This window comes from Planosporangium thailandense (assembly GCF_011947195.1).
GTDB classification, from domain to species: domain Bacteria; phylum Actinomycetota; class Actinomycetes; order Mycobacteriales; family Micromonosporaceae; genus Planosporangium; species Planosporangium thailandense.
On record NZ_JAATVY010000005.1, the window covers coordinates 20,676 to 45,597 of the forward strand.

Annotated in this window: 18 protein-coding genes; 14 read left to right on the forward strand and 4 right to left on the reverse strand. The window is 69.8% G+C overall.

Features of this window, described 5'->3' with window-relative positions; translation table 11 throughout:
- Positions 1-7: 7 nt before the first annotated feature.
- The 12 genes from HC031_RS09835 to HC031_RS09890 all read left to right on the forward strand — a co-directional run bounded on the left by HC031_RS09835 (position 8) and on the right by HC031_RS09890 (position 16,457).
- Positions 8-1,405 (forward strand): sensor histidine kinase, encoded by a 1,398-nt coding sequence (locus tag HC031_RS09835; RefSeq protein ID WP_167924921.1) that lies wholly within the window; start codon positions 8-10, stop codon positions 1,403-1,405.
- Entirely contained in the window at positions 1,402-2,076 is a 675-nt protein-coding gene (locus HC031_RS09840) for a response regulator (protein WP_167924922.1), read from the forward strand. The genes HC031_RS09835 and HC031_RS09840 overlap by 4 nt, the downstream gene beginning before the upstream one ends.
- Positions 2,077-2,244: 168 nt before the next feature.
- The gene (locus HC031_RS09845; protein ID WP_167924923.1) at positions 2,245-2,724 is read left to right on the forward strand and encodes a hypothetical protein; all 480 of its coding nucleotides are present in this window, start codon (positions 2,245-2,247) and stop codon (positions 2,722-2,724) included.
- A 15-nt stretch (positions 2,725-2,739) separates the two neighbouring features.
- Complete coding sequence (locus HC031_RS09850) at positions 2,740-4,794, forward strand: amino acid permease (RefSeq protein WP_167924924.1); 2,055 nt, start codon at positions 2,740-2,742, stop codon at positions 4,792-4,794.
- 282 nt (positions 4,795-5,076) lie between these two features.
- Positions 5,077-7,050: a potassium transporter Kup gene (locus tag HC031_RS09855; protein ID WP_167924925.1), complete on the forward strand. Its 1,974-nt coding sequence runs from the start codon at positions 5,077-5,079 to the stop codon at positions 7,048-7,050.
- A 658-nt stretch (positions 7,051-7,708) separates the two neighbouring features.
- The gene (locus HC031_RS09860; RefSeq protein WP_167924926.1) at positions 7,709-8,215 is read left to right on the forward strand and encodes a hypothetical protein; all 507 of its coding nucleotides are present in this window, start codon (positions 7,709-7,711) and stop codon (positions 8,213-8,215) included.
- Positions 8,216-8,287: 72 nt separating this feature from the next.
- Positions 8,288-8,377 (forward strand): K(+)-transporting ATPase subunit F, encoded by a 90-nt coding sequence (gene kdpF / locus HC031_RS34760; RefSeq protein WP_167924927.1) that lies wholly within the window; start codon positions 8,288-8,290, stop codon positions 8,375-8,377.
- Positions 8,378-10,039, forward strand: a complete 1,662-nt coding sequence (kdpA, locus tag HC031_RS09870) for a potassium-transporting ATPase subunit KdpA (RefSeq protein ID WP_167924928.1) — start codon at positions 8,378-8,380, stop codon at positions 10,037-10,039.
- Between the two features lie 20 nt (positions 10,040-10,059).
- Entirely contained in the window at positions 10,060-12,225 is a 2,166-nt protein-coding gene (gene kdpB, locus HC031_RS09875) for a potassium-transporting ATPase subunit KdpB (protein ID WP_167924929.1), read from the forward strand.
- A complete protein-coding gene (locus tag HC031_RS09880) occupies positions 12,225-13,112 on the forward strand; it encodes a potassium-transporting ATPase subunit C (protein WP_167924930.1) in 888 nt (295 codons plus the stop codon). Before kdpB ends, HC031_RS09880 begins: the two co-directional genes overlap by 1 nt.
- A gap of 43 nt (positions 13,113-13,155) precedes the next feature.
- Complete coding sequence (locus tag HC031_RS09885; protein ID WP_338090571.1) at positions 13,156-15,783, forward strand: sensor histidine kinase; 2,628 nt, start codon at positions 13,156-13,158, stop codon at positions 15,781-15,783.
- Positions 15,780-16,457, forward strand: a complete 678-nt coding sequence (locus HC031_RS09890; protein ID WP_167924932.1) for a response regulator — start codon at positions 15,780-15,782, stop codon at positions 16,455-16,457. The genes HC031_RS09885 and HC031_RS09890 overlap by 4 nt, the downstream gene beginning before the upstream one ends.
- Positions 16,458-17,404: 947 nt before the next feature.
- On the opposite strand, the gene HC031_RS34325 is transcribed toward HC031_RS09890, so the two are convergent.
- Positions 17,405-17,746 carry a hypothetical protein gene (locus HC031_RS34325; RefSeq protein ID WP_338090594.1) on the reverse strand — a complete coding sequence of 114 codons (342 nt, stop codon included), beginning with the start codon at positions 17,744-17,746 and terminating at the stop codon, positions 17,405-17,407.
- Between HC031_RS34325 and HC031_RS09895 the strand changes: the two genes are divergently transcribed.
- Entirely contained in the window at positions 17,627-17,935 is a 309-nt protein-coding gene (locus tag HC031_RS09895) for a transposase (RefSeq protein ID WP_338090591.1), read from the forward strand. The two genes, HC031_RS34325 and HC031_RS09895, sit on opposite strands and share 120 nt — an antisense overlap.
- Before the next feature lie 222 nt (positions 17,936-18,157).
- Here the strand turns inward: HC031_RS09895 and HC031_RS09900 are convergent, their stop codons facing one another.
- Together HC031_RS09900 and HC031_RS09905 are read right to left on the reverse strand one after the other, a co-directional pair.
- Positions 18,158-19,000, reverse strand: coding sequence for a family 1 encapsulin nanocompartment shell protein (locus tag HC031_RS09900; protein WP_240942336.1), 843 nt, complete (start codon positions 18,998-19,000; stop codon positions 18,158-18,160).
- The gene (locus HC031_RS09905; protein ID WP_167924934.1) at positions 18,997-20,073 is read right to left on the reverse strand and encodes a Dyp-type peroxidase; all 1,077 of its coding nucleotides are present in this window, start codon (positions 20,071-20,073) and stop codon (positions 18,997-18,999) included. Before HC031_RS09905 ends, HC031_RS09900 begins: the two co-directional genes overlap by 4 nt.
- A gap of 872 nt (positions 20,074-20,945) precedes the next feature.
- On the opposite strand from HC031_RS09905, the gene HC031_RS09915 reads away from it, so the two are divergent.
- Positions 20,946-22,511, forward strand: a complete 1,566-nt coding sequence (locus tag HC031_RS09915; protein ID WP_167924935.1) for a DUF7405 family protein — start codon at positions 20,946-20,948, stop codon at positions 22,509-22,511.
- A gap of 186 nt (positions 22,512-22,697) precedes the next feature.
- Here HC031_RS09915 and HC031_RS09920 read toward each other — a convergent pair whose 3' ends face one another.
- A complete protein-coding gene (locus tag HC031_RS09920; RefSeq protein WP_338090572.1) occupies positions 22,698-24,863 on the reverse strand; it encodes an amylo-alpha-1,6-glucosidase in 2,166 nt (721 codons plus the stop codon).
- Positions 24,864-24,922 lie beyond the last annotated feature (59 nt).

Here is a 24,922-nt window from a genome sequence, read left to right on the forward strand (position 1 = left end):
GACCTGGTTGGCCGATAGCACAGCGCGCCGGGACGACCAACTGCCCGATGGCGCCACCTGGCGTCCGTGGCCCGGTTGGGGCCTGCTGGCTGCGGTGGTGCTGCTGACCGGTATCACCGTCGGCGGGTTGCGGCTGTGGGACAGCGCTGGCGTGACCCTGCCCAGCATCGTGCTGGTCTACCTGGTCGCGGTGGTCATCGTCGCCGTGCTCGGCGGTACCTGGCCCGGCATCGTCGCCGCGGTGGCCAGCGACGCCCTGCTCAACTGGTTTTTCATCCCGCCCTACCACACGCTGGCGGTGGAGCATCGCGCAAACCTCACCGCACTGGTCGTGTACGTGCTCGTCGCGGTGACCGTCAGCGTGCTGGTCAACGTCGCCGCCGCCCAGCGCGCGGCGGCGGTGCGCAGTGGCCTGGAGGCCCGGCTGCTGGCCCGCATCACCGCCGAGCCCGTCGCCGAGCACTCGCTGCAGCGGTTGCTGGAGCGGCTGCGGGCCACGTTCGGGTTCACCGCTCTGGCGCTGTGGGAAGGCGACGAGCCGGTCGCGCACGCCGGTCCGCCGTTCACCGGGCCGCCGACGTTACGCGTCGACGCCGGTGACAACCTGCAGTTGGTTGCCGAATCGCCGGAAACGATCGGCGAGGACCGCGCGTTGCTGGCTCGGCTGGCGGCCGGTGCCGCCCGTACCCTCGAGGCGCAGCGGCTGGCGACCCAGGCGGCGCAGGCCCGGCAGTTGGCCGAGGTCGACCGGCTGCGGACCGCGATCCTGCGCGCGGTCGGTCACGACCTGCGTACCCCGCTCGCGTCGATCAAGGCAGCCGCGTCCAGCCTGTACAGCCCGGATGTTCGGTTCACCGACGCCGACCGCGACGAGCTGGTCGCCACGATCGTGGAGTCGGCCGACCAGCTCGACGACCTGATCGAGAACCTGCTCGCGCTCAGCCGGCTGCAGGCCGGGGTGCTGTCGGCCCAGCCGCGCCCGGTCGCCCTCGACGAGGTCGTCGCCCGCGCCGCTCTCGGCTTCGACACCAGCCGCCTGGAAATTGAGGTGCCCGACGACCTGCCCCGGGTCAACGCCGACCCCGGTCTTCTGGAACGCGTCATCGCCAACCTCGTCGACAACGCCGTCCGCGCCACGCCGGACGGCGTCGTGCTGCTGCGCGCCACCGCCCACGACGGTACGGCCAGCCTGGCCGTCATCGATCACGGCCCGGGTATTCCCGCCGCCGACCGCGACCGGGTCTTCGCGCCGTTCCAGCGCCTCGACGACCATTCCACTGAGGGGCGCCTCGGCCTAGGACTCGCGATCGCCCGGGGCTTCACCGACGCGATGGGCGGCCGGCTGTGCCCTGCACAGACCCCCGGTGGGGGCCTCACCATGACCATCGAGCTGCCAATCGCATGACCAGCGTCCTCATCGTCGACGACGACCGACAGCTGCTACGCGCCCTGCGGGTCAACCTCACCGCCCGCGATTACCAGGTCCTGCTCGCCCCGGACGGCGCCACCGGCCTGGCGCTGGCCGGCCGGCACCGGCCCGACCTGGTCATCGTCGACCTCGGCCTGCCCGACATGGACGGCGTCGAGGTGGTGGCCGGCATTCGGGGCTGGTCGAGCGTACCGGTCATCGTGCTGTCGGCCCGGCACACCGAACAGGCAAAGGTCAACGCTCTGGATGCCGGCGCCGACGACTACGTCACCAAGCCGTTCGGCATCGAGGAGCTGCTCGCCCGCATCCGCGCCGCGCTGCGCCGCGCCGTCGCCGGAGGCAATGAACCGGTCGTCCGCACCGAGACGTTGACCATCGACCTGGCCGCCAAGCGGGTCGAACGCGACGGCGCGACAGTCCGGCTGACCCCGACCGAGTGGCACCTGCTGGAGGTGCTGGTGCGCCACGCCGGCAAGCTGGTCACCCACCGGCAGCTGCTGCGCGAGGTGTGGGGCCCCGCGTGCGAAACAGAGGTCAACTATCTGCGGGTGTATCTGGCCCAGCTACGCGGCAAGCTCGAAACCGACCCGGCCCACCCTCGACACCTGGTCACCGAGCCGGGCATGGGGTACCGCTTCGAGCCCTGACCGGGCGGCCTGTCTGTATCGGGCGGCGTTAAAGACCCGTGAAAATCGCCGGCAGCGGCAGTCAAGGATCCGTTAGGAATCGTCGGTGCGCCCCCGACATCGACTTCGCTGGGGGCCGTGACCACCAGGGACCACCACCCCACGACCAGGCCTAGCAGTCCCGACGCCGTGGCTGACGCCGATGACGGCGGCTGGGCCATCATGCTGTTCGCCGGCGCCGTCGTCCTTTCGATGATCACCTGCCTCGACGCGGCGGTCGTGCACTCGATCGGTCCCCGGCTGGCGGTGCTCGCCGTCGCCGTCGCCGTCGTCGCCGAGCGCGCAGCCGATCCCCGCAGCGCCCTCGGCTGCGCCGTGCTGGCCTTCGCGCTCGGCGACGGCTTCCTGCAGTATCACGCCGGGTCGCTGGGCTGGCAGGCGCCGATCGACTACCCGTTCGCCCTCGGGCTGCTCGGTGCCACCGCCCTGGGCCTGTCCGCCGGCCAGATCCGCCTGGCCCGGCGACGCCGGCAACGGATGCGGCCGTTCGTCGCCCTGCCGCGCGCCGCCAGCGTTCAGGACACCCCACGGCCGGGGGACGCCAACGCCGGGTGGCCACCGTCACCCATTAAGGAACCACCAAGATCAGGCGGTAGCGGCTGGCGGTGAACCTACCGTCTAGCCGTGACCACCGTGACCGGGCTGACGAAACGCCTGCTCGTCGGCCGCCCCGTGCGCAGCGACCGGCTCTCCCACACCCTGTTGCCCAAGTGGCTGGCGCTGCCGATCTTCGCCTCCGACGCGCTGTCCAGCGTCGCCTACGCCACCCAGGAGATCCTGCGGGTCCTGGCGATCGGTGGCCTCGCGCTGCTGTACCTCACCCCGTGGGTGGCGCTCGGCGTCGTCGTGCTGCTGGCGGTGGTCGCGGTCTCCTATCAGCAGGTCGTGCACGCCTACCCCGACGGGGGCGGCTCCTACGAGGTCGCCTCCCGCAACCTCGGCCCGCTCGCCGGCCTCGTTGTCGCCGGCGCCCTCATGGTCGACTACACCCTCACCGTCGCGGTGTCGGTCGCCTCCGGCATCGACAATGTCATCTCCGCCGCGCCGTCGCTCAACCCGTACCGGGTTCCGATCGCGCTGGGCACCGTGTTCGTCCTCGCCGCGGTCAACCTGCGCGGCGTCAAGGAGTCCGGCAAGGCGTTCGCGATCCCCACCTACGCGTTCATCGTCGGCATCGTCGCCACGATCGTCGTCGGTGGGCTGCGCTATGTCGCCGGTCATCCGCCGGTGGCCGAGAGCGCCCGCTACGGCATCGCCCCGCACTCGACCGGCCTGGCCGGCCTGGCGCTGCTGTTCGTCACGCTGCGGGCCTTCTCGTCCGGCTGCACCGCGCTGACCGGCATCGAAGCGGTCTCCAACGGGGTACCGGCGTTCCGTCGCCCGGCCAGCCGCAACGCCTCCATCACCCTCGGGCTGATCGGCGGAATCGCCATCGTCATGTTCGGCGGCATCACCCTGCTGGCTATCGGTGCCCACGTGCACTACACCGACAACACCTGCGACCTGACCGGCTTCGTCGGCAACTGTGCCACCACCCCGCAGCGCACCGTTATCGCCCAGCTCGCCGCCGCGGTCTTCGGGGACGGCTCGGTCGCCTTCTACGTCATCCAGGCCGCCACCGCGCTGATCCTGGTGCTTGCGGCCAACACCGCCTTCAACGGCTTCCCGGTACTCGGCGCGCTGCTGGCCCGACGCCGCTACCTGCCCCGCCAGCTGCACACCCGCGGGGACCGGCTCGCGTTCAGCAACGGCATCCTCGCCCTCGCGCTGGCGGCGGCCGCCCTGCTGTTCGTCTACGACGCCTCCGTCGACTCGCTGATCCACCTGTACGTTCTGGGCGTGTTCACCGCCTTCACGCTGTCCCAGTTCGGCATGGTCCGACACTGGCAGCGCAGCCTCGCCACCGAACGCGACCCGGCGGTTCGGCGCCGGGCCCGCCGCTCGCAGGTCATCAACACCGTCGGCGGCGCGCTCACCGGCGTCGTCCTGGTCATCGTGCTGATCACCAAGTTCACCGAGGGCGCCTACCTCGTCGTGATCGCGGTGCCGATCTTCGTCCTGGGCATGTCCGGCATCCGCCGCCACTACGACCGTGTCGGTCAGGAGCTCAAACCGCAGCGCGCCGACATGGTCCTGCCCGCCCGGGTGCACGCCGTCGTGCTGGTCAGCACGCTGCACCTGCCCACGGTGCGCGCGCTGACCTACGCCCGGGCCACCCGCCCCGACAGCATCACCGCCCTCACCGTCAACATCGACGACGCAGACAGCCGTCAGCTGCAGGAGGACTGGCAGCAGTGGGACATCAACGTCCCACTCACCATCGTCGACTCCCCGTACCGGGAGATCACCCGCCCGGTGCTGCGCCACATCCGCAAGCTGCGCGCCGACGCCCCTCATGACATCGTCGCCGTCTACATCCCCGAGTACGTGGTGGGGCGCTGGTGGGAGCAGCTGCTGCACAACCAGAGCGCGCTACGGCTCAAGCTCCGGCTGCTGTTCGAGCCCGGAGTCATGGTCACCAGCGTCCCCTGGCAGCTCGCCTCCGCCGACGCCCGTCGGGAACGGCTCGGTCGTGCCGGTCGCGCGCGGGCCGCCCGCACCCTCGTCCCCGGCGCTACCCGGCTGCCCGCCGACGAGTCGCATTCGCCGTCGATACCGAGCATCGACCGGGGACGCTGATGATCGTGAGGCCCGTACGGCTGCCCGGCGCGGTCGGCGCCCGGTCCGGGTACCCGCCCCACCACCCGCCCGTCGCCCCGGATCAGGCGGCCATCCCAGAGCCGGAGCTCGTCGTTGGCCATCTTCAACAGTTGATGTATCAGTTGTTGGCTCATCAATGGGCCGGAAGACGCGTGCCCGCACCCGACATCGTCCGACGCGTGGGCGTTCCCGGGTGCGGGCGAGGGAGTATCGCGCACGCAGCGGCGCGCCGATTGACATGTCTGTGTGGTGTCGGAACCGATGAGAACTGAGCAGGGTGCGGTAAGCGGCAGCGCGACGGGTGGCCGGGACGCGGTCCAGACGTCGCCGCCGGGTCACACGATCGCGCGGGGCGCGGCGGGGCTGCCGCTGCTGCTGGGCGCGTTGGGCGTGGTGTACGGCGACATCGGCACCAGCCCGCTGTACGCGTTGCAGACGGTCTTCTCCCTCGACGGTGGCGTGGTACGCCCGACCGCGTCCGACGTGTTCGGCGTGATCTCGCTGGTGTTCTGGTCGATCACCCTGATCGTGTCGGTCAAGTACGTGATCTTCATCCTGCGCGCCGACAACGACGGCGAGGGCGGGGTGATGGCGCTGGCTGCCCTGGCCCGAAAGGTCCTGTGCAGCGGCAACGCCGGGCGTGCCGCGGTGGTGATGATGACGCTCGGGGTGCTCGGTGCCTCCCTGTTCTACGGCGACAGCGTGATCACCCCGGCGATCTCGGTGCTGTCCGCGATCGAAGGGCTCGAGGTCAGTTCACCGCAGTTGGCGGAGATCGTGCTGCCGGTGGCGGCGGTGATCCTGACGCTGTTGTTCGCCGGCCAGCGGTGGGGCACCGGTCGGGTCGGGGGCGTGTTCGGGCCGGTCATGCTGCTGTGGTTCGGCTGCCTGGGGGCGGCCGGCCTGGTGGAGGTGCTACGCCACCCCGGCATCGTGGCCGGGCTGTCACCGACCTACGCGGTCGGCTTCGTGGTGGCCCACCCGGGTATCGCGTTCGTCGCCATGGGCGCCGTGGTATTGGCGATCACCGGCGCCGAAGCGCTCTACGCCGACATGGGCCACTTCGGCCGCGCCCCGATCCGGCGGGCCTGGTTCGCGATCGTGTTCCCCGCATTGACGCTGAACTACCTCGGCCAGGGCGCGCTGATCCTCAAAGACCCGACCAGCCGGGCCAACCCGTTCTTCCTGCTGCTGCCAGGCTGGGCACGGCTGCCGATGGTCGTGCTGGCCACCGCCGCCACCGTGATCGCCTCCCAGGCGGTGATCTCCGGGGCGTTCTCGATGTCGCGGGAGGCCATGCGGCTGGGCTTCCTGCCGCACCTGCGCATCCGGCAGACCTCCCGCCGCGAGTACGGACAGATCTACGCCCCCGCGGTCAACTGGGGCCTGTTCGCCGCGGTCCTGCTGGTGGTGTTCACCTTCCGCTCCTCGGCCCGGCTGGCGACCGCCTACGGGGTGGCGGTCACCGGCACCTTCCTGATCACCACCACCCTGTTCCTGATCGTCGCCCGCGGGCTGTGGCACTGGCGCACCTGGCGGATCGTGCTGGTCGCGATCGTCTTCGGCGCCCTGGAGCTGACCTTCTTCACCGCGAACCTGACCAAGGTCACCCACGGCGGCTGGCTGACCCTGCTCATCGCCGCCGTCGTGTTCACGATCATGGTTACCTGGGAGCGCGGACGCGAACTGGTCACCGCCCGCCGGGCCGAAAAGGAAGGGTCGTTGCGGGACTTCATCGACTCGCTGCACGCGATGGACATCCCGTGGGTACCGGGCACCGCGGTGTTCCCGCACCCGAACAAGGAGACGACGCCACTGGCGCTGCGCGCGAACGTCGCGCACAACCACGTCCGCCACGAAAAGATCGTGATCATCACGGGTCGGACCGCGAACGTCCCGCACATCCCCTGGGAGCACCGGCTGACCGTCGACGACCTCGGCGACCCGAATGACGGCATCATCCACATCGACGCCGTGTTCGGCTTCCAGGACCCCACCGACTTCCCGGAGGTCCTGCGCCGCGTCGCCGGCCACCCGCTCGCCGAAGGGCTCGCCCTCGATCAGGTGTCCTACCTCGTCTCCAAGATCACGCTGCGCCGCGCCGACCGTCCCGGTATGACCGGCTGGCGCAAGCGCCTGTTCATCGCCCTCGCCCACAACGCCGCCAGCCAGGCCGAGTTCCTGCACCTGCCCGAGGAGGACACGATCATCCTCAGCGCCGAAGTTCCGGTCTGAACCCGCGGGGCCCGTCGGCCGACGGTTGCGCCACTCCTCCACGGCCGGGTCGGCGCTATCGCGCGGGACAAGCGCGTTGGCTCCGTGCGCAGTGAGCTGTCCCGGGGCCGGCGGCGGCGCCGGCTCCGTAGGCGGGCGGTGACTCGATTGCCCGGCCAGGTCGCAGGTCGTCCCTAACCGTCGGTCAAGGAAACGCTCGGGTGCTTGCCGCGGTTGGCCTGCGTGTCGCGCCGGATCTGTTGTCAGCGGCCGGTGCGACAGGGTGGTGCGGCGGGTTCCTGGAGCGGCCGGTCGAAGCAGGCGTCGCCGCGAACGCCGACGTGGGGCCGGGGTCAGCAACGGCGCGGCCAGCGGCGGTGCCGTCGGCCGACGGGCCGAGATGGCGCCACACACCGTCGGTCCGTCGCCGCCGGAGACCACCGACCGTAGGTCGTCGACGTCGTCCCGGCCCGCTGTCGGGATTGCGGCAGGTGCCCGCTCAGCGGGTTCCGTACCGGTGTGGCCACGGTCACGGCGCGGGCGGCGGGACGTGAAAGGCACGTGAAAATCGCCGGCCTGGCCGTGAAAGACGCGTGAAGGCACCTGATCGGGCCGTGCCGCTTGGGCTTGACTGGCTCCCGCCCGGCGCCCGGCCGCGGCAGGGGAGTCAGGGAGAGCGATGGCGCGCCAGCGGGGTGTGCGTGGCAGGCGGTCACGCCCGTCGACAAAGGAGACCACGCCGACCGGCGTCGCCGTGGCGGCGGGGTCGGCGGTCGTCGTCGTGGCGGCGTTCGTGACCGTGGCGGTGCCGCCGTCAGCGGGGGTCTGGCGCATCGGAGTCGTCGCGGTGGCGTTGGCGGTGTTCGCGGCGCTGACCGGCAACGTGGTCGCGGTCGCCGCCGTCGGCGTGCTGGCGTTCGGGGTCTTCGACGGGTTCCTGGTCAACCAGCTCGGCGAGCTGTCCTGGCACGGCGCCGACGACGCGTGGCGGATCGCGACGCTGGCGGCGGCGGCCGTGGGGCTGCTCGCCGGATCGGCCTACCGGGCAGTGCGTCACGCACGGCTGTGGCGGCGCCGCGAGGAATGGGTCGCCGCGCAGGCGCGGGACGTCACCGGGCCGGGCGACGGGCGTCCTTCGCATCCGAAGGCATTCGTGTGGAACGACAAGGAGATACACCGTGGCTGACGTGACCTATGTGATGTTGACGGTGGCGCTGTTCGCGCTGTTGTCGCTGGCCGTCCGGGCGGTGGAAAAGCTGTGACGGCGGAGAACCTGGTTGGTCTGGTCCTCGCGGTGGCGCTGACGGCGTTTCTCGTGGTGGCCCTCTTGTTTCCGGAGCGGTTCTAGATGAGTAGCACGATGGCGGGCGCGCTCTTTGTCGCCTCGCTGGTGATCGGATTGGCGCTGGCCTACCGGCCGCTGGGTGACTACATGTACCGAGTGGTGACCTCGACCCGGCACCTGCGGGTCGAACGGGTCATGTACCGGCTGGTCGGGGTCGACCCGGGCGGTGAGCAGCCGTGGGGTGTATACGCCCGCAGCGTGCTCGCCTTCTCGACGGTGTCGATCCTGTTCCTGTACGCCTTCCTGCGGCTGCAGCACTACCTGTGGCTGTCGCTGGGCTTTCCGAACGTCGTCCCGTCTGGAGCGTGGAACACCGCGGTCAGCTTCACCACCAACACCAACTGGCAGTGGTACTCCGGCGAGTCCACGATGGGCCACCTGGTGCAGATGGCCGGCCTGGCGGTGCAGAACTTCGTCTCGGCAGCGGTGGGTATCTCGGTGGCGGTGGCGCTGGTGCGCGGCTTCGCCCGCAAGCAGACCGACCGGCTGGGCAACTTCTGGGTCGACCTGGTCCGCATCACCTACCGGGTGCTGCTGCCCATCTCGGCGGTCGCGGCGATCGTGCTGATCGCCGGCGGCGCGGCGCAGAACCTGGCGAACGGTCACGACGTGCACACCCTCGCCGGCGGCGTGCAGCACCTCACCGGCGGGCCGGTGGCCAGCCAGGAAGCGATCAAGGAGCTGGGCACCAACGGCGGCGGCTTCTACAACGCCAACAGCGCCCACCCGTTCGAGAACCCGACCACCTGGACCAACTGGCTGGAGATCTTCCTGCTGCTGGTGATCTCGTTCAGCCTGCCCCGCACGTTCGGCCGGATGGTGGGCAGCAACCGGCAGGGGCATGCGATCGCCGCGGCGATGGCGATCCTGGCCCTGGGCAGCGTCATCACCATCAACGTCCTGCAGGGCCTGCACCACGGCACGGTGCCGCAGGCGGTCGGGGCGGCCAGCGAGGGTGTCGAGACCCGGTTCGGAGTGCTCGATTCGGCCACCTTCGCATCAGCGACGACGCTGACGTCGACCGGGGCGGTGGACTCGTTCCACGACTCCTACACCGCCCTTGGCGGGGGCGTGACGATGCTGAACATGATGCTCGGCGAGGTCGCGCCCGGCGGCACCGGGTCGGGCCTGTACGGCATGCTCGTCCTCGCCGTGCTGACGGTGTTCATCGCCGGGTTGATGGTGGGCCGGACTCCGGAGTACCTGGGCAAGAAGATCGGCGCGCGTGAGGTCAAGTTCGCTTCGCTGTACTTTTTGACCACCCCGACGCTGGTGCTGGCCGGCACCGCCATGGCGATGGCGACCGCCTGGGGCAAGGCCGGCATGGCCAACTCCGGCGCGCACGGGCTGTCGGAGGTGCTGTACGCGTTCACCTCGGCGGCCAACAACAACGGCTCGGCGTTCGCCGGCCTGACCGTCAGCTCGACCTGGTACAACACCGCCCTCGGCCTGGTGATGCTGCTCGGCCGGTTCCTGCCGATCGTGTTCGTGCTCGGCCTGGCCGGCTCCCTGGCTCGCCAGACCCCGGTACCCGCCTCCACCGGCACGCTCAAGACCTACCAGCCGCTGTTCGTGGGCATGTTGGTCGGCGTCACGGTCATCTTGGTGGCGCTGACGTTCCTGCCCGCTCTCGCCCTCGGCCCGCTCGCTGAGGGGATCCAGTGACCTCGCAACAAGGACAATCGATGACCGTTACCGACGTCGACAGGTCTCACACGCAGCAACCGGCCGCCCCCGCGCCGCACCGGGTGTCCGGCGGGCTGCTCGACCCCAAGCAGTTGTGGAAGTCCACCCCGGACGCGCTGCGCAAGCTCAACCCGGCCACGCTGTGGCGCAACCCGGTCATGTTCATCGTCGAGATCGGGTCGGTGTTCACGACCATCTTGGCGATCGTCCACCCGACGGTGTTCGCGTGGGTGATCACGGTCTGGTTGTGGCTGACCGTGGTGTTCGCCAACCTCGCCGAGGCCGTCGCCGAGGGCCGGGGCAAGGCACAGGCCGACGCGCTGCGCCGGGCCAAGCAGGACACCGTGGCCCGCCGGCTGCGCGGCTGGACCCCTGGCGGCTCGGCGGTCGCCGAGGAGCAGGTGCCCGCCACCGCGCTCCAACTCGGCGACATCGTGATCGTGGAGGCGGGCCAGGTCATCCCCGGCGACGGGGACGTGGTTGAGGGCATCGCCAGCGTCGACGAGTCGGCGATCACCGGCGAGTCCGCGCCGGTGATCCGCGAGTCCGGCGGCGACCGGTCGGCGGTCACCGGCGGCACCAAGGTGCTGAGTGACCGGATCGTCGTGCGCATCACGCAGCGGCCGGGGGAGAGCTTCGTCGACCGGATGATCGCCCTGGTAGAGGGCGCCAACCGGCAGAAGACCCCCAACGAGATCGCGCTGAACATCCTGCTCGCCGCGCTGACCATCATCTTCCTGCTCGCCGTCGCCACGTTGCAGCCGCTGGCCGTCTTCTCCAAGGCGCAGAACCCGGCCGCGCCGAACACCGAAGCGCTGACGTCCCACGGCGTCAGCGGCATCGTGCTGGTCTCGTTGCTGGTGTGCCTGATCCCCACCACCATCGGGGCGCTGCTGTCGGCGATCGGCATCGCCGGCATGGACCGCCTGGTGCAGCGCAACGTGCTGGCCATGTCCGGCCGCGCGGTCGAGGCCGCCGGCGACGTCAACACCCTGCTGCTGGACAAGACCGGCACCATCACCCTGGGCAACCGGCAGGCCAGCGAGTTCCTCGCGGTCGACGGCATTGATCCGCAGCTGTTGGCCGATGCGGCGCAACTGTCCAGCCTCGCCGACGAGACCCCCGAGGGCCGGTCGGTGGTCGTGCACGCCAAGACCGCCTACGGGCTGCGCGAGCGCCACCCCGGTGAGCTGACGTTCGCCGTCTGGGTGCCGTTCACCGCCCAGACCCGGATGTCCGGGGTGGACATCGCCGACGACGGTGGCGTGCGCAGCATCCGCAAGGGCGCGGCGACGGCGGTGATGCAGTGGGTCCGCGACCACGGCGGGCACCCCACCGACCAGATCGGGCCGCTCGTCGACGGCATCTCCGCCTCCGGCGGCACCCCGCTCGTCGTCGCCGAGCACGTGGACGGCCAGCCGGCGCGGGCGCTGGGCGTGATCCACCTGAAGGACGTGGTCAAGGCCGGTATGCGGGAACGATTCGACGAGATGCGCCGGATGGGCATCAAGACCATCATGATCACCGGTGACAACCCGCTCACCGCCCAGGCGATCGCGGCCGAGGCCGGCGTGGACGACTTTCTCGCCGAGGCCAAGCCGGAAGACAAGATGGCGCTGATCCGCCTGGAGCAGGCCGGAGGCAAGCTGGTCGCGATGACCGGCGACGGCACCAACGACGCCCCGGCGCTGGCGCAGGCCGACGTCGGGGTGGCGATGAACACCGGCACGTCGGCGGCGAAAGAGGCCGGCAACATGGTCGACCTGGACTCCGACCCGACGAAGCTGATCGAGATCGTGGAGATCGGCAAGCAACTGCTCATCACCCGCGGCGCGCTGACCACGTTCTCCATCGCCAACGACATCGCCAAGTACTTCGCGATCATCCCGGCGATGTTCGCCGCCGTGTACCCGGGCCTGGACCGGCTCAACATCATGCGGCTGCACAGCCCCACCTCGGCGATCCTGTCCGCGGTCATCTTCAACGCCGTCGTCATCGTCGCGTTGATCCCCCTCGCCCTGCGCGGGGTGCGCTACCGGCCCAGCAGCGCCGCCACGATGCTGCGCCGCAACCTGTTCGTCTACGGCCTCGGCGGAATCGTCGCCCCGTTCGTCGGCATCAAACTCATCGACCTGCTCATCCAGTTCATCCCCGGGATCTCCTGATGCGACTACCTATGTGGGTTTCCCAGCACCTGGCCGCGCTGCGCGCGCTGCTCGTGCTCACCGTGTTGACCGGCATCGTCTACCCGCTGGTGATCACCGGTGTGGCGCAGCTACCCGGCCTCAAGCACCACGCCGACGGGTCACTGATCAAGGTCGGCGACAAGACCGTCGCCAGCGCTCTGGTCGGGCACCTGTTCACCGACTCCGACGGCAACCCGCTCGTCCAGTACTTCCAGACCCGGCCGTCGGCGGCTGGCGCCGGCTACGACCCGACGGCCACCGCCGCGTCCAACCTCGGCCCCGAGAGCGTCGTCGACACCCTGCCCGATCCGTCCAAGCCGGGCGACGCCGGAAAGCCCAGCCTGCTCACCCAGGTGTGCGCCCGCAGCATCGCGGTCGGCAAGCTGGAGGGCGTCGACGGCCGTCGGCCGTACTGCACCCCCGACGGAATGGGCGCGGTGCTTGCGGTGTTCCATCGTGACGGGCTCACTGGTCCGGTCACCCGCGTGGTCAGCCTCAACCAGGCGTGCCCGGCCAGGCCGTTCGTGTCGACCTACCAGGGCGTGCCGGTGGAGTGCGCGAAGTTCGGCGAGGACTACTCCCGGGGCGTGGTCACCCCGATCCGCGGCGACGCCCCGGCCGCCCCGGCGGTGCCCGCTGACGCGGTCACCGCCAGCGGCTCGGGCCTTGACCCGCAGATCAGCCCGGCCTACGCGCGGCTGCAGGCGGCCCGGGTGGCCAAGGCCCGTGGCGTCGACGTCTCGGCTGTGCTGAAGCTCGTCGACGCCCACACCACCGGCCGCGCTCTCGGCTTCATGGGTGAGCCGGCGGTCAACGTGGTCGAGCTCAACGTCGACCTCGACCGCACGTACCCGATCCACGGGTGACGGTTCGATGAGCCAGGGGCGGCCCCGAGGAGAGGAGCAGCCGGTGACAGCGCGGGGACAGCTGCGTGTCTACCTCGGGGCCGCCCCGGGCGTGGGCAAGACCTACAAGATGCTCGACGAGGGGCACCGTCGTCGTGACCGCGGCACCGACGTGGTCGTCGGGTACGTCGAGTGCCACGGCCGCAAGCACACCGAGGCGCTCGTCGCCGGCCTGGAGGTGGCGCCCCGCAAGACGGTGACCTACCGGGGCGCGACCTTCACCGAGATGGATCTCGACGCGGTGCTGGCCCGCCGCCCGCGGGTGGCCCTGGTCGATGAGCTGGCCCACACCAACGTGCCCGGTAGCGGCAACGCCAAGCGGTGGCAGGACGTCCAGCAGCTGCTCGACGCCGGCATCGACGTGATCACCACGCTCAACATCCAGCACCTGGAGTCGCTCAACGACGTCGTCGCCCAGATCACCCGGGTGCCGCAGCGCGAGACCGTCCCCGACGAGGTGGTGCGCCGCGCCGAGCAGATCGAGCTGGTCGACATGACCCCCGAGGCGCTCCGGCGGCGGCTGGCCCACGGCAACGTCTACGCGCCGGACAAGATCGACGCCGCGCTGGGCAACTACTTCCGTGTCGGCAACCTCACCGCACTGCGCGAACTGGCCCTGCTGTGGCTAGCCGACAAGGTCGACGACCAGCTCGACCGCTACCGCGCCGAGCACCACATCGACACCACCTGGGAGACCCGCGAACGGGTGGTCGTCGCGCTCACCGGCGGCCCCGAAGGCGACACCCTGATCCGCCGCGCCGCCCGCATCGCCGACCGCAGCAAGGGCGCCGACCTGCTGGCGGTACACGTCGCCCGCAGCGACGGGCTCGCCGGCGCCGACCCGGCCCACCTGGCCCGCCAGCGCGCCCTCGTGGAGAGCCTGGGTGGCACCTATCACCAGGTCGTCGGCACCGACATCCCGGCTGCGCTGCTGGAGTTCGCCCGCGGCGTCAACGCCACCCAGCTCGTCCTGGGGGCCAGCCGCCGCGGCCGCCTCGCACAGCTCTTCTCGCCCGGCGTGGCGGTGACCACCACCGCAGAGTCCGGCCCGATCGACGTGCACCTGGTCACCCACGAGGAGGTCAAGCGCGGCCGGGCCAGGATCACCGCCGCCGGCGGGCTGGCCCCGATCCGCCGGTGGGCTGGGTTCGCCCTCGCCGCCCTGGGGCTGCCGGCGCTGACCGTCGGGCTCACCCAGGTCCGCGGCCACCTGTCGCTGCCCAGCGACATCCTGCTCTACCTTGCCGCGGTGGTGGCGGTCGCGCTGGTCGGGGGCCTGTACCCGGCGCTGATCGCAGCGGTCGCCGGGTTCCTGCTGCTCAACTGGTACTTCACGCCCCCCATCCACCAGTGGACCATCGCCGAACGGGAGAACATCCTCGCCCTCGCGGTCTTCCTGCTGGTCGCAGGTGGGGTCAGCACCGTCGTCGACCTCGCCGCCCGGCGCACCCGCGACGCCGCCCGCGCCCGCGCCGAGGCCGAGACCCTGTCCACCCTCGCCGGCAGCGTGCTGCGCGGCACCCGCCCGCTGCCGGCGCTGCTCGACCGGCTCCGCGAGACCTTCCAGCTGACCGGCGTCACCCTGCTCGAGCGCCGCGAGGATATCGCCAGCGGTCCGGACCTGCAGCACGACCCCGCCGCCTGGCGGCTGGCGGCCGCCGTCGGCGACCAGCCCTGCCTGACCCCGGCGCAGGGCGACGCCGACGTGTCCGTCGGCGACGTCTGCCTCGTCCTGCGCGGCCACCCGCTCGCGGCCGCCGACCGGCGCGTCGTCGAAGCGTTCGCCGCCCAGGCCGCCGTCGCCCTACGCCAGGAACGCCTCGCCGAACAGGCCGCCGCCGTCGGCCCGCTCGCCGAGGTCGACCGGCTGCGCACCGCCCTGCTGTCGGCCGTCAGCCACGACCTGCGCACCCCCCTGGCCAGCGCGAAGGCCGCCGTCGACGGCCTGCGCATCCCCGACGTCGAGTTCAGCGACGCCGACCGCGACGAACTGCTCGCCACCGCCGGGGAGTCCCTTGAACGCCTCAGCCGCCTGGTGGAGAACCTGCTCGACATGAGCCGCCTGCAGGCCGGCGTACTGGCCATGGCACCACAGTTGACCAGCCTGGCCGAGGCGATCCCCCTCGCCGTGGACGACCTCGCCGACGGCGGACACGGTGTGCGCATCCGGGTACCCGACGACCTGCCCGAGGTCCACGCCGACCCGGCCCTGCTGGAACGCGCCCTGGCCAACGTGCTGGCCAACGCCCTGCGCTACAGCCCACCCGACCAGCCGCCGCTGGTGACCGCCAGCGAGTACGCCGGCCAGCTCGAGGTCCGCATCATCGACCACGGCCCCGGCGTCCCCGCCGCCGACTGGGACCGCATCTTCCTGCCCTTCCAGCGGCTCGGCGACCGGGACAACGCCACCGGTGTCGGCCTCGGCCTGGCCCTGTCCCGCGGCCTGATCGAGGCCATGGGCGGCACCCTCACCCCCGAGACCACCCCCGGCGGCGGCCTGACCATGGTCATCAGCCTGCCCGCCGCCCCGCCCACCGACGACGGCCCCGACCAGGCCACCGAGCCGACAATCCTCGACCACATCGACCGAATCGACGGTCGGCGCGACGGCGAACAGGGGGCACGAGTATGACCCGCATCCTCATCGTCGACGACGAACCACAGATCCTGCGCGCCCTGCGCATCAACCTGTACGCCCGCCAGTACGAGGTCGTGACCGCCGCCCAGGGGGCCGAAGCCCTGCACGCCGCCGCAACCCACCACCCCGACCTTGTCATCCTCGACCTCGGCCTGCCCGACATCGACGGCATCGAGGTCATCCGCAAACTGCGCACCTGGACCCCGATCCCGATCGTCATCCTGTCCGGACGCAGTGAAAGCGCCGCCAAGGTCGCCGCCCTCGATGCCGGCGCCGACGACTACGTCACCAAACCCTTCGGCGTCGACGAGCTGCTCGCCCGCATCCGCGCCGTCACCCGCCGCACCATCAGCACCGACCCGCCACCCCCGGTACGCATCGGCCGCCACACCGTCTCGCTCGCCGACCGGATCGTGCGCTCCGACGACGGCACCGCGGTGCACCTGACACCCGTGGAGTGGCAGCTCCTCGAGGTCCTCGCCCGCAACCCCGGCAAGCTGGTCAGCCAACGCCAGCTCCTGCAGCAGGTCTGGGGACCGGCCTACCAGACCGAGACCGGCTACCTGCGCCAGTACATGAAGCACCTACGCCGCAAGCTCGAACCCGACCCCAGCCGACCCCGCCACCTGCTCACCGAATCCGGCATGGGCTACCGCTTCCAACCGTGACGGAAGTGGCGCGGTCTCCGGACCCGCAGCGGACACCGTCGGCCGTGACGCGATGCCAGCCTCCGCGGCTCACCAATCATGGTCGGGCGGGGCGACCAGCGGATGACGTGCGACCGGGCACTGGACTGGGAGCCCGACGACCCTCGGCCCACCCGACTCGCCGCTGACATCGCCGCCTGGGACTCACACCGTTTCGAGTCCGGCCAGGCCCAGCCCGCGACGGTCACCCCTCATGTACTCCTACGTCACGACATTCTCGCCGGCGTGGCGACCGTTGATGACGCTGCTGTCCGTGCCGCCCCGGGGGCTGGTCAGCCCCGCGCTGCCCGAGCCGCGGAATGGTTTGAGGAGCCACGGCCTACGGTGGATCGGCGGACCGCCGATTGCGCCGAAGACCACCTTGCCCACCACAACGCCTTCCTCACGACGGCCAACGCTCCTACCATCCACCGGCAAGGCACGCCCGCCATGAGACCGATTACCGACGCAAGCCCCAAGAGGAGCTCAACCACTCTGACTCCGAGCAGATCCGCCTTGTCGCGTCGCGAGAATCGGCCGGTCGGGTCTGGTCTGAGTTTGTGCTGTCGAAGTCCATGGCCGGTTGGGAGTGGGACCGACTCCCCATCCGTGCGCCTGCGCTCGGTCGACCCACGATCCGCAGAACTGCTTTTCGCAGCGAGCGGCGACCCGCCACGCACGGACCACACGGACGTGTCAATGCCGCTACGTTGACGACCCATCGCCTCATCCGAAGTTGCGGCACCTGGAGCACGGCGGGCCACCACCAGTACCGCGCCATCGAGACGGGAGACCGCTCATGGGAGCACTCTGGATCGGCGTCGACATCGGCAAGACCCACCACCACCACGTCGTCGCCGTCGACGACACCGGCACCGTCGTGCACTCCGAAGAGATCGCCAACGCCCAACGCGACATCACCGCCCTGATCACCCGCATCGGCCGGCGCCGCCGCCCGCGCCCAGACCGTCACCGTCGCCGGCGAGGCCACCGCCGCCGAGATCATCGCCTAGCTCGCCGGCGACCTGCAGACCGTCAACGACCGCATCACCGCCGTCGAGAAACTCATCACCACCGCACTGGCCCGCCACCACCTCACCCCGATCACCACCAGCCTGCCCGGCATGGGCCCGATCCTCGCCGCCGAGTTCATCGCCCACACCGGCGGCCTCGACCGCTACCCCAACCCCGGAGCACTCGCCGCCCACGCCGGCCTCATCCCCGTACCCCGCCAATCCGGCCGGATCAAAGACCGACAACGCCGACCCCACCGATACCACCGCGGCCTGCGCCGCGTGTTCAGCCAGTCCACCCTCAGCGCTCTCAATGCGTGTCCCGCCTCACGTGCCTACTACGACAAGAATCGAGCCGAAGGCAAAACTCACCGCCAGGCCGCCGCGGCCCTGTCCCGCCGCCGCGTCGACGCCCTCTGGGCCTGCATCCGCGACAACAGCCCCTAACAGCCCAAACAACCTAGGCCGGTGCGCTGTGCGGCGGCCTGATGCCCGTAGAAACTTCATATCGGTGGCATGGCTGACGTCGGGACGGCCCTTCCTGGCTCGGTCGAGTGGTCTGGGTGCTACCCGCGAGGGATTTCCACGTCAGGCGTGGTCAGGGATCATGTGGCCGCACGAACAGGGCCCACCAAACCGGGTTGGACCATCAGCATGCCCGGCGGATTGTCAGACCGCACCGGCCTCGACCGGTGGGCTCGGCGGCGTCGGCAGCGCGACGGCAGCTTCTCCGGCGTAGACCAGGAAGGTGAGCGTCTCCTGGATGTACAGCTGGATGTTCGTGGTGTCGTGTGCGAGGTAGCCGATGGAAGCGTCCTGGCCGATGTGCAGTTCGAAGTCGCCTCCGCGGGTGGAGAGCAGGAAGGCACCGTCGATGGCTGGTGCCCAGATGATCTCAGCGTCCACGATGCGGGCGATGTGCTCTTGGACCGGGTAGCCCTGGTCGGAGGTCTCGATGACGGTGGTGTAGGCGCCGGCGTCGAGGGCCAGTGAGTACGGACCGTCGACGCCGGCCAATCGCAACGCGGTCACGGCCTGGCTGACGGCGTGAGGATAGTCGCGGACCGGCACCGGCAGCGTGATGGCCGGGTTGGACGAGCTGGCGCGAACGCCGACGATGCCGGCCGCGGCATATCCGTCGAAGATCGTCCGGTCTTCGGCGAAGGCGAGCTGGCGGGCGGCGTCTTTGACCGGCTGCCAGTCGGCGTCTTTGGCTCCGCGTTCGACGTCGTCGACCTGCTGCCGGTCGACGGTGAAGGGCACGCGCAGTTCGACGATCGGCTGGCCGCGGCGTGCATGGGCGATGACGCCGTCCGCGGGAGGATCGATGGCCTGCAGGTGCCCGGTGCCGACCCCCGACAGCTGAACCCCTTCCGGGCCGGTGACATCGACGATGCGACGGCCGGCCACGTGACGGCGGAATGTACGCCGCGCCTCCTCCTCCAGGTCGGCCCATGCGGCCGCAGAGATCGGCGCCAGTTCCCGATGCAGGTTGGTCATCGAGTTGGTCATCGAACGTGGCTTCCTTTGAGATCGCCGATCCCCAGGGATTGCGCGAACGGCTGTTCAGGGTCTGGCGGCGCGCCGGTCGTGGCGGACACGCGTGCCTCGTCCCGGCTTCGGGTCGCCGCCGCAACAGCGGGCGGATCGGGCAGGTTGTCGAGGAAATTGTTGCTCGGGACGAAGAACAGGGAGCCGGTCACCGGGGTCGAGAAATCCAGGATCCGGTCGTGGCGGGCCGGTGGGTCGCCGAGGAACATCCGTTCCAGCATCCGTTCGGTGACCGTCGGGGTGCGGGCGTAACCGATGAAGTAGGTGCCGAACTCGCCACGCCCTGCTTCGCCGAAGGGCATGTTGTCCCGCAGGATCTTGTGTTCGGTGCCGTCAGGATCGCTGATCGTGGTCAGCGCGACGTGGGAGTCGGGGGGCTTGACGGCGTCGTCGAGTTCGATGTCGGACAGCTTGGTGCGGCCGATCACCTTTTCCTGCGCCTCGACCGGCAGGGCGTTCCACGCCCGCAGATCGTGCAGGTACTTCTGCACGATTACGTAACTGCCGCCGGCGAATCGCGGGTCCTCGTCGCCGATCAGAACGTTGGCGCTGGCCACCGGGCCGACCGGGTTCTCGGTTCCGTCGACGAAGCCGAGCAGGTCCCGTACGTCGAAGTACTTGAATCCGTGTACCTCGTCGTGGACGGTCACTGCGTCGCGTATCCGGTCCATGATCTCCGTTGCCAACGCGAAGCACAGGTCTGGCCGCTGTGCCCGGATGTGGAACAGCAGGTCGCCTGGTGTGGCCACGGCGTGGTGGACCGGCCCGGCCAGTTCCCGGAACGGGTGCAGCTCGGCCGGGCGCGGCCCGGCGAACAGCCGGTCCCAGGCGTCCGATCCGATCCCGGTGACGCAGCTCAACCTGCCTTCCTGGGCGCGGAAGCCGACAGCCCGCTGCAACCCCGACAGGTCGGACAGCAAGGCCCGCACCCGGGACTTGCTTGCTGGATCGATCGTCACCACGAGGAACAGTGCCGCCCTCGTCAGCGGGCTGAGCACCGCCTGCGGGATCGCCTCCCGCCCCGGCTCGGCCATCGCCGTTCCTTCCGCTGGTGCGGTTCCCTCCACTGGTGTGCTGTCGCTAGCACGCTCCACCCGGTCAGATCGTGGGCGTACCACGGTAGTCCGCCCCGGGACAGCGGTCGTCACCCGACGTGGGTGAGGCACCCCCGGCTCGATCAGGACCGGTGACGCGCCGCCGGACACGATCGTGGACGGCAACGCCGGCAAGGACTACCAAGCAAGCGGTGCCCCGATGCCGGCGTCGAACGGCTGCGGCGAGCCAGGGTGGCCGCACAGCCCACCCAACGGTAGGAGATCTTGAAGCGTACCGGGGCTGACAGTTTTTCCGTGTTTTCCGTGGCTCACCCGCAAACAAGTCCCCGCTACGCTCCTGCAGGGCCTCGATGATCGCGTAACCGCGGGGCTCGCGTCGAAGGACCGCGAGCAGCAATGCGTGGAGACTCCGCCGTAGCGCGCGCCTGCGGGCCCACCCGCCGACCCGCTACGGCGGGGTTTAGCCGTTCCGGCTGTTGGGTAGCCAGTCCGGTTGCACCGTCGGTGACGGGAGAAGCATGGGGCGACGGGTGGAGGCCGCGTGCGGCTGTCACCCAACGGGCTTGGGGCCACCCTTACGGTGGCCTCCGGACGAGTGGCGCCCCTGGTGCGGCTTGCCCCGGCCGGTGGTCTCAACTCCGCGGTGGAGCACGTCGCGGAGTAGGCACGCCGAGCGGGAGCCGGACGCGGCCCTCGTCGCCGAGTGGCTGGTCGGGCAGTTCCCGACGCGCCACTGGCCGGGCTCGTCGCGGGGTCGCCGCTAACCGGGCGGTCAGAGAAAAACAAGCGGCAACCGGGCCTTTGCAAAGGTAACGCAAAAGCGTCGGTCGCACGCTAGGGGAATGTGTCTCATGGCAAACAGCGACGAAAATGTGTTTGCGGGAAAACTCCGCGGGGAGCTGAGCAGGCGACGCTTTCTGCAAGGGACGGCATGCACCCTCGGCGCGGCCCTGGCATCCGCCGGCATCTACGAGAAGATCGAGACCATTGCGCAGCCACCGGAGCGGCCTGCTTTCGCCTCCAGCCCACCCACGCAGGAACAATACATCCTCCAGAACGAGCAGGTGGTCACGGTCGATGGCTCGGGCGTGGAGACGAGTAATGGCACGACTGCGGTCCGGGTGCCGGCCCTGCACGATCATGTCATAACTGCAACCCTGAATGTGCCGGCAAATGCGAAAGCCTTGCAGGAGGCGCAGCGTCACCTGGAATCCGCTCTCATGGGCCTGGAGCAGCAATTTCCGCCCACTCCTGCGGGAGTGGGCATCACCGTAGCGTGGGGACTTCCCTACTTCCACCACTACATTCCAAGCCTGGGCAAGACGTCCAGCTTCTTCAAGGCGGGGACGCTCTACCCGACGTATCTGCCGGTCGACCTGGTGACCTCCAAGATGGAGGGCCATACCGTGTACGCGCTGCAAGAGTCCAGGACGTTCCCCAGCGACCAGTCCCCTCCTGGCTTCGGGCCGGTCCGCATGGAACAGAATGATATGGCCGTGTTACTGCGCAGCGACTCGCTCGCGAACATCATGGCAGCCACCAAGGCGCTGTTCGGGACGGGAAGCAACCAGGCGGGCGGCCTGTTCAAAGTGACGAGTATCCGCCGGGGCTTCTCCGGGGGCGGTTTCTACGGGCTACAGGGCCTGCCGAGCAAGCTCGCGCTGGCGGCTCATCTTCCCGGCGCGCAGTCCATCCCTGCCAATGCGCAGGGCTTTCTCGGCTTCACCACGACCCTGCAGTCGAATATGGGACCCGGCATCATCGCCAATCTGGAGACCCTACCTGGCGTCACCGATCAGTGGCCCCACGGCTACTTCAGGCAGGGGACCACCATGCAACTCTCACACCTGTTTCAAGATCTGGCGACCTGGTACGAACAGCGCTTCCCCCAGTATGCGCGTCGCGTCCAGGCGATGTTCCAGCCCGGCCTCTCGCCTGCGCCCGCGCCGGGCACTCTCACCCTCGATCCGCCAGGTCAAAGTGAGGCCGATGTGGCGCACGGGGTCGAACGGTACCGCGCCTACGGTCACAGCGGGAGCATGGCGCAGGTGGACAGCACGACATCGCCGACGACCAGCAACTACGGCGCAGCCTATCCCGCCGGGACGACCATCCCCGTGCGCGGTGATTTCGACACGCTGGACAATCCGTTCTACTACACCTCCGATCCGACGGGAAACCATTACAACGAAAAAAAGGCGGCAGGGTTGCACTTCATCATGTTCCAGCCGACGATCGGGATCTTCAATCGCGTTCGGCTCGCGATGGACGGCCACTATTCCGATACGACCCTCCCTGTCGCGCCGCGCTCCCACGGCGCGGGCATCAACTCGGTTCTGTTCACGACCCACCGGCAGAACTATCTGGTTCCACCTCGTCGCCATCGCTCCTTCCCGCTCGCCGAGTTCCTTTCCTGACACCAGCCGCGCCCGTCCGCGGGCCGTCGCAACGTCGGCCTGCGCGACTTTGCCGAGACCGGCACCGGTCGCCCGTCCGGCTGACGCCTTGTTCCCGTCTCCGCGGTTGGTCGGCGAACGCACTCGCAGGCCGCTTAGGGGTGATCGAACTTCTGGCACCCACACTCTTCGCGTAGACGACGCCGGTCACCCGGCGAGGCGGACGTACGCCTGGCTGCCTGCGACCTCCACGTCCCACCGCTTGCCGAACGCATTCGCGCGGGCCAACTTGATTCGCCTGATCGCCTCGGGCACGGCGGGGTCGACAACGAGTTCGCCGTCGCGTGCGTCGAGTCCGAGCATGGTGCGTACGAACAGGAAGGGCGCGGCGGTCGCCCACGCCTGGGGGCTGCAGGCGGTCGGATAGGGAACCGGTACGCGGCCGAAGCACCGGTCGTAGCCGGACAGCGCTTCCGGCAGGCGGTAGTGGGAGAACTCCGCCGCCTGCAGCATCGCCGTGATGATCCGGTTGGCCTCGTCCCGGAACCCGTACCGGGCCAGCCCGTGCGCGATCAGGGAGTTGTCGTGGGGCCAGACCGTTCCCATGTGGTAGCCGATCGGGTTGTAGCAGTGGTCGGCGGTCGAGGTGGTGCGTACGCCCCAGCCGGAGAACATCTCATCCGACATCAGCTGCCGGGCCACGGTCGCGGCTCGCTCGGGCGGCACGATCCCGCTCCACAGCAGCTGGCCCATGTTGGAGGTCATTGAATCGATCTGTCGCTTGTCGCCGTCGAGGCCGATCGCGTAGTAGCCGCCCCGCTCGTCGATCCAGAAGTCGCGGTTGAACCGCTCGTACAGGTCGGCGGCCTGCGCGCGCAGTGTGCGCGCCAGTTCCGGCTCGTTGAGTGGGCCGTCGGCGAGCTGCGCCAGGCGCAGCTTCGCGTCGTAGGTGTAGCCCTGGGTCTCGCAGGTCGCGATGGGCAGCACCGGGATGGTGCCGTTGGCGAACTGCACGCCGTCCCAGGAGTCGCGCCAGCACTGGTTGCCCAGCCCCTGCGGTGAGCGGGTGGCGTACTCGACGTACCCGTCGCCGTCGCGGTCGCCGTACTCGTCGATCCACCGCAGCGCCGCGTACGCGTTGTCGCGCAGGCCGACCACGAAGTCGTCGTCACCGGTCCAGCGCCAGTACTCCGACAGCAGGATCAGCCACAGCGCGGTCGCGTCGATCGTGCCGTAGTACGGGTTGTGGGGACGCAGCCCGAGCTGGGTCAGTTCGCCGTGACGGACCTCGTGCAGGATCTTGCCCGGTTCCTGGTCGGTGAAGTCGTCGACCACCCGGCCTTGGCGAACGGCGAGCTTGCGCAGCGTGCCGTGCGCCAGGTTGGGCCCGAAGGCCAAGGTCTGGTAGGCGGTGATCAGCGTGTCGCGGCCGAAGAGGGTCAGAAACCACGGCAGCCCGGCCGCCGGGAGCACGACCCGCTCTTGTTCGCTCAGACGCTTCTCCATCCGCAGGGAATGCAGGTCCAGCATCGACTTCTCGATGAGATCGCGTAGCAGTTCGGAGTCGCTGTGAAGGGTCGGCAGATTGGCCCTCCAGTCGGCAACCGGGTCGTCGCTGAACCGCCGGCAGAACCCACCGAAAATCCGGCGTGCCGGTCTGACGTTCGCCCTCAAGAAGTGCAGCGGAACGATCAGCTCGCACCACCATCCGTGGTGGCGCGCGAGCTGGAGGTCCCACACCAGGTCGTCGCCCTCGACGCGACTGGCCGGCGGATGGACCTTGACCTCGGTTCTGGCCTCGAAGGACCGGTTGCGGTAGTCGAAGCACAGGCGCGAGCCGTCGACGGCGTGCGAACGGGTGATCTTCGCCGACCGGTCCCGGGCGACGACGTCCTTGATCTCGAAAAGGTCGGCGAAGTCGGTGCCGACCGCGAGGCGCAGCTGGATCGACACCGGTTCGGCGGTGAAGGATTCCAGCCCGATGCGCTCGTGCATGCCGTCGCCGACGAAACGCTCCCGGCGCACCCCGATGGTGTTCGCCCGCAGATCGGGCAGCTCCGGGTTGGTCAGGAAGAACGCCGCGGAGTAGTAGTCGACGGTGTCTGAGCCGAGCACGAGCAGCGGAGAGTTATTGACCGTGAGTTCCCACCGGCCCAGGAACCGGGTGTCCTCGTGGACGAGACCGCCGATCGAACCGTCGGGCACGTCGCCGACCGCGTTGGAGTACATGAACGTAGGGCCGTCGAGCACGGCGACCGCGTCGGCGCCCAGCTCCGGTGGCAGATTGCGCGTGGTGGCGGCCGGAGGCTGGCCGTCCGGACTCGGGACGGGCATTGGGTCGGCCGGGGTGGGCCGGCGAACGACGGTGGTCACGGTAGACCTCTGCACGGTAAGGCAGTTCCGACTGCGAAATGCCGCCTACGCCTGATGGT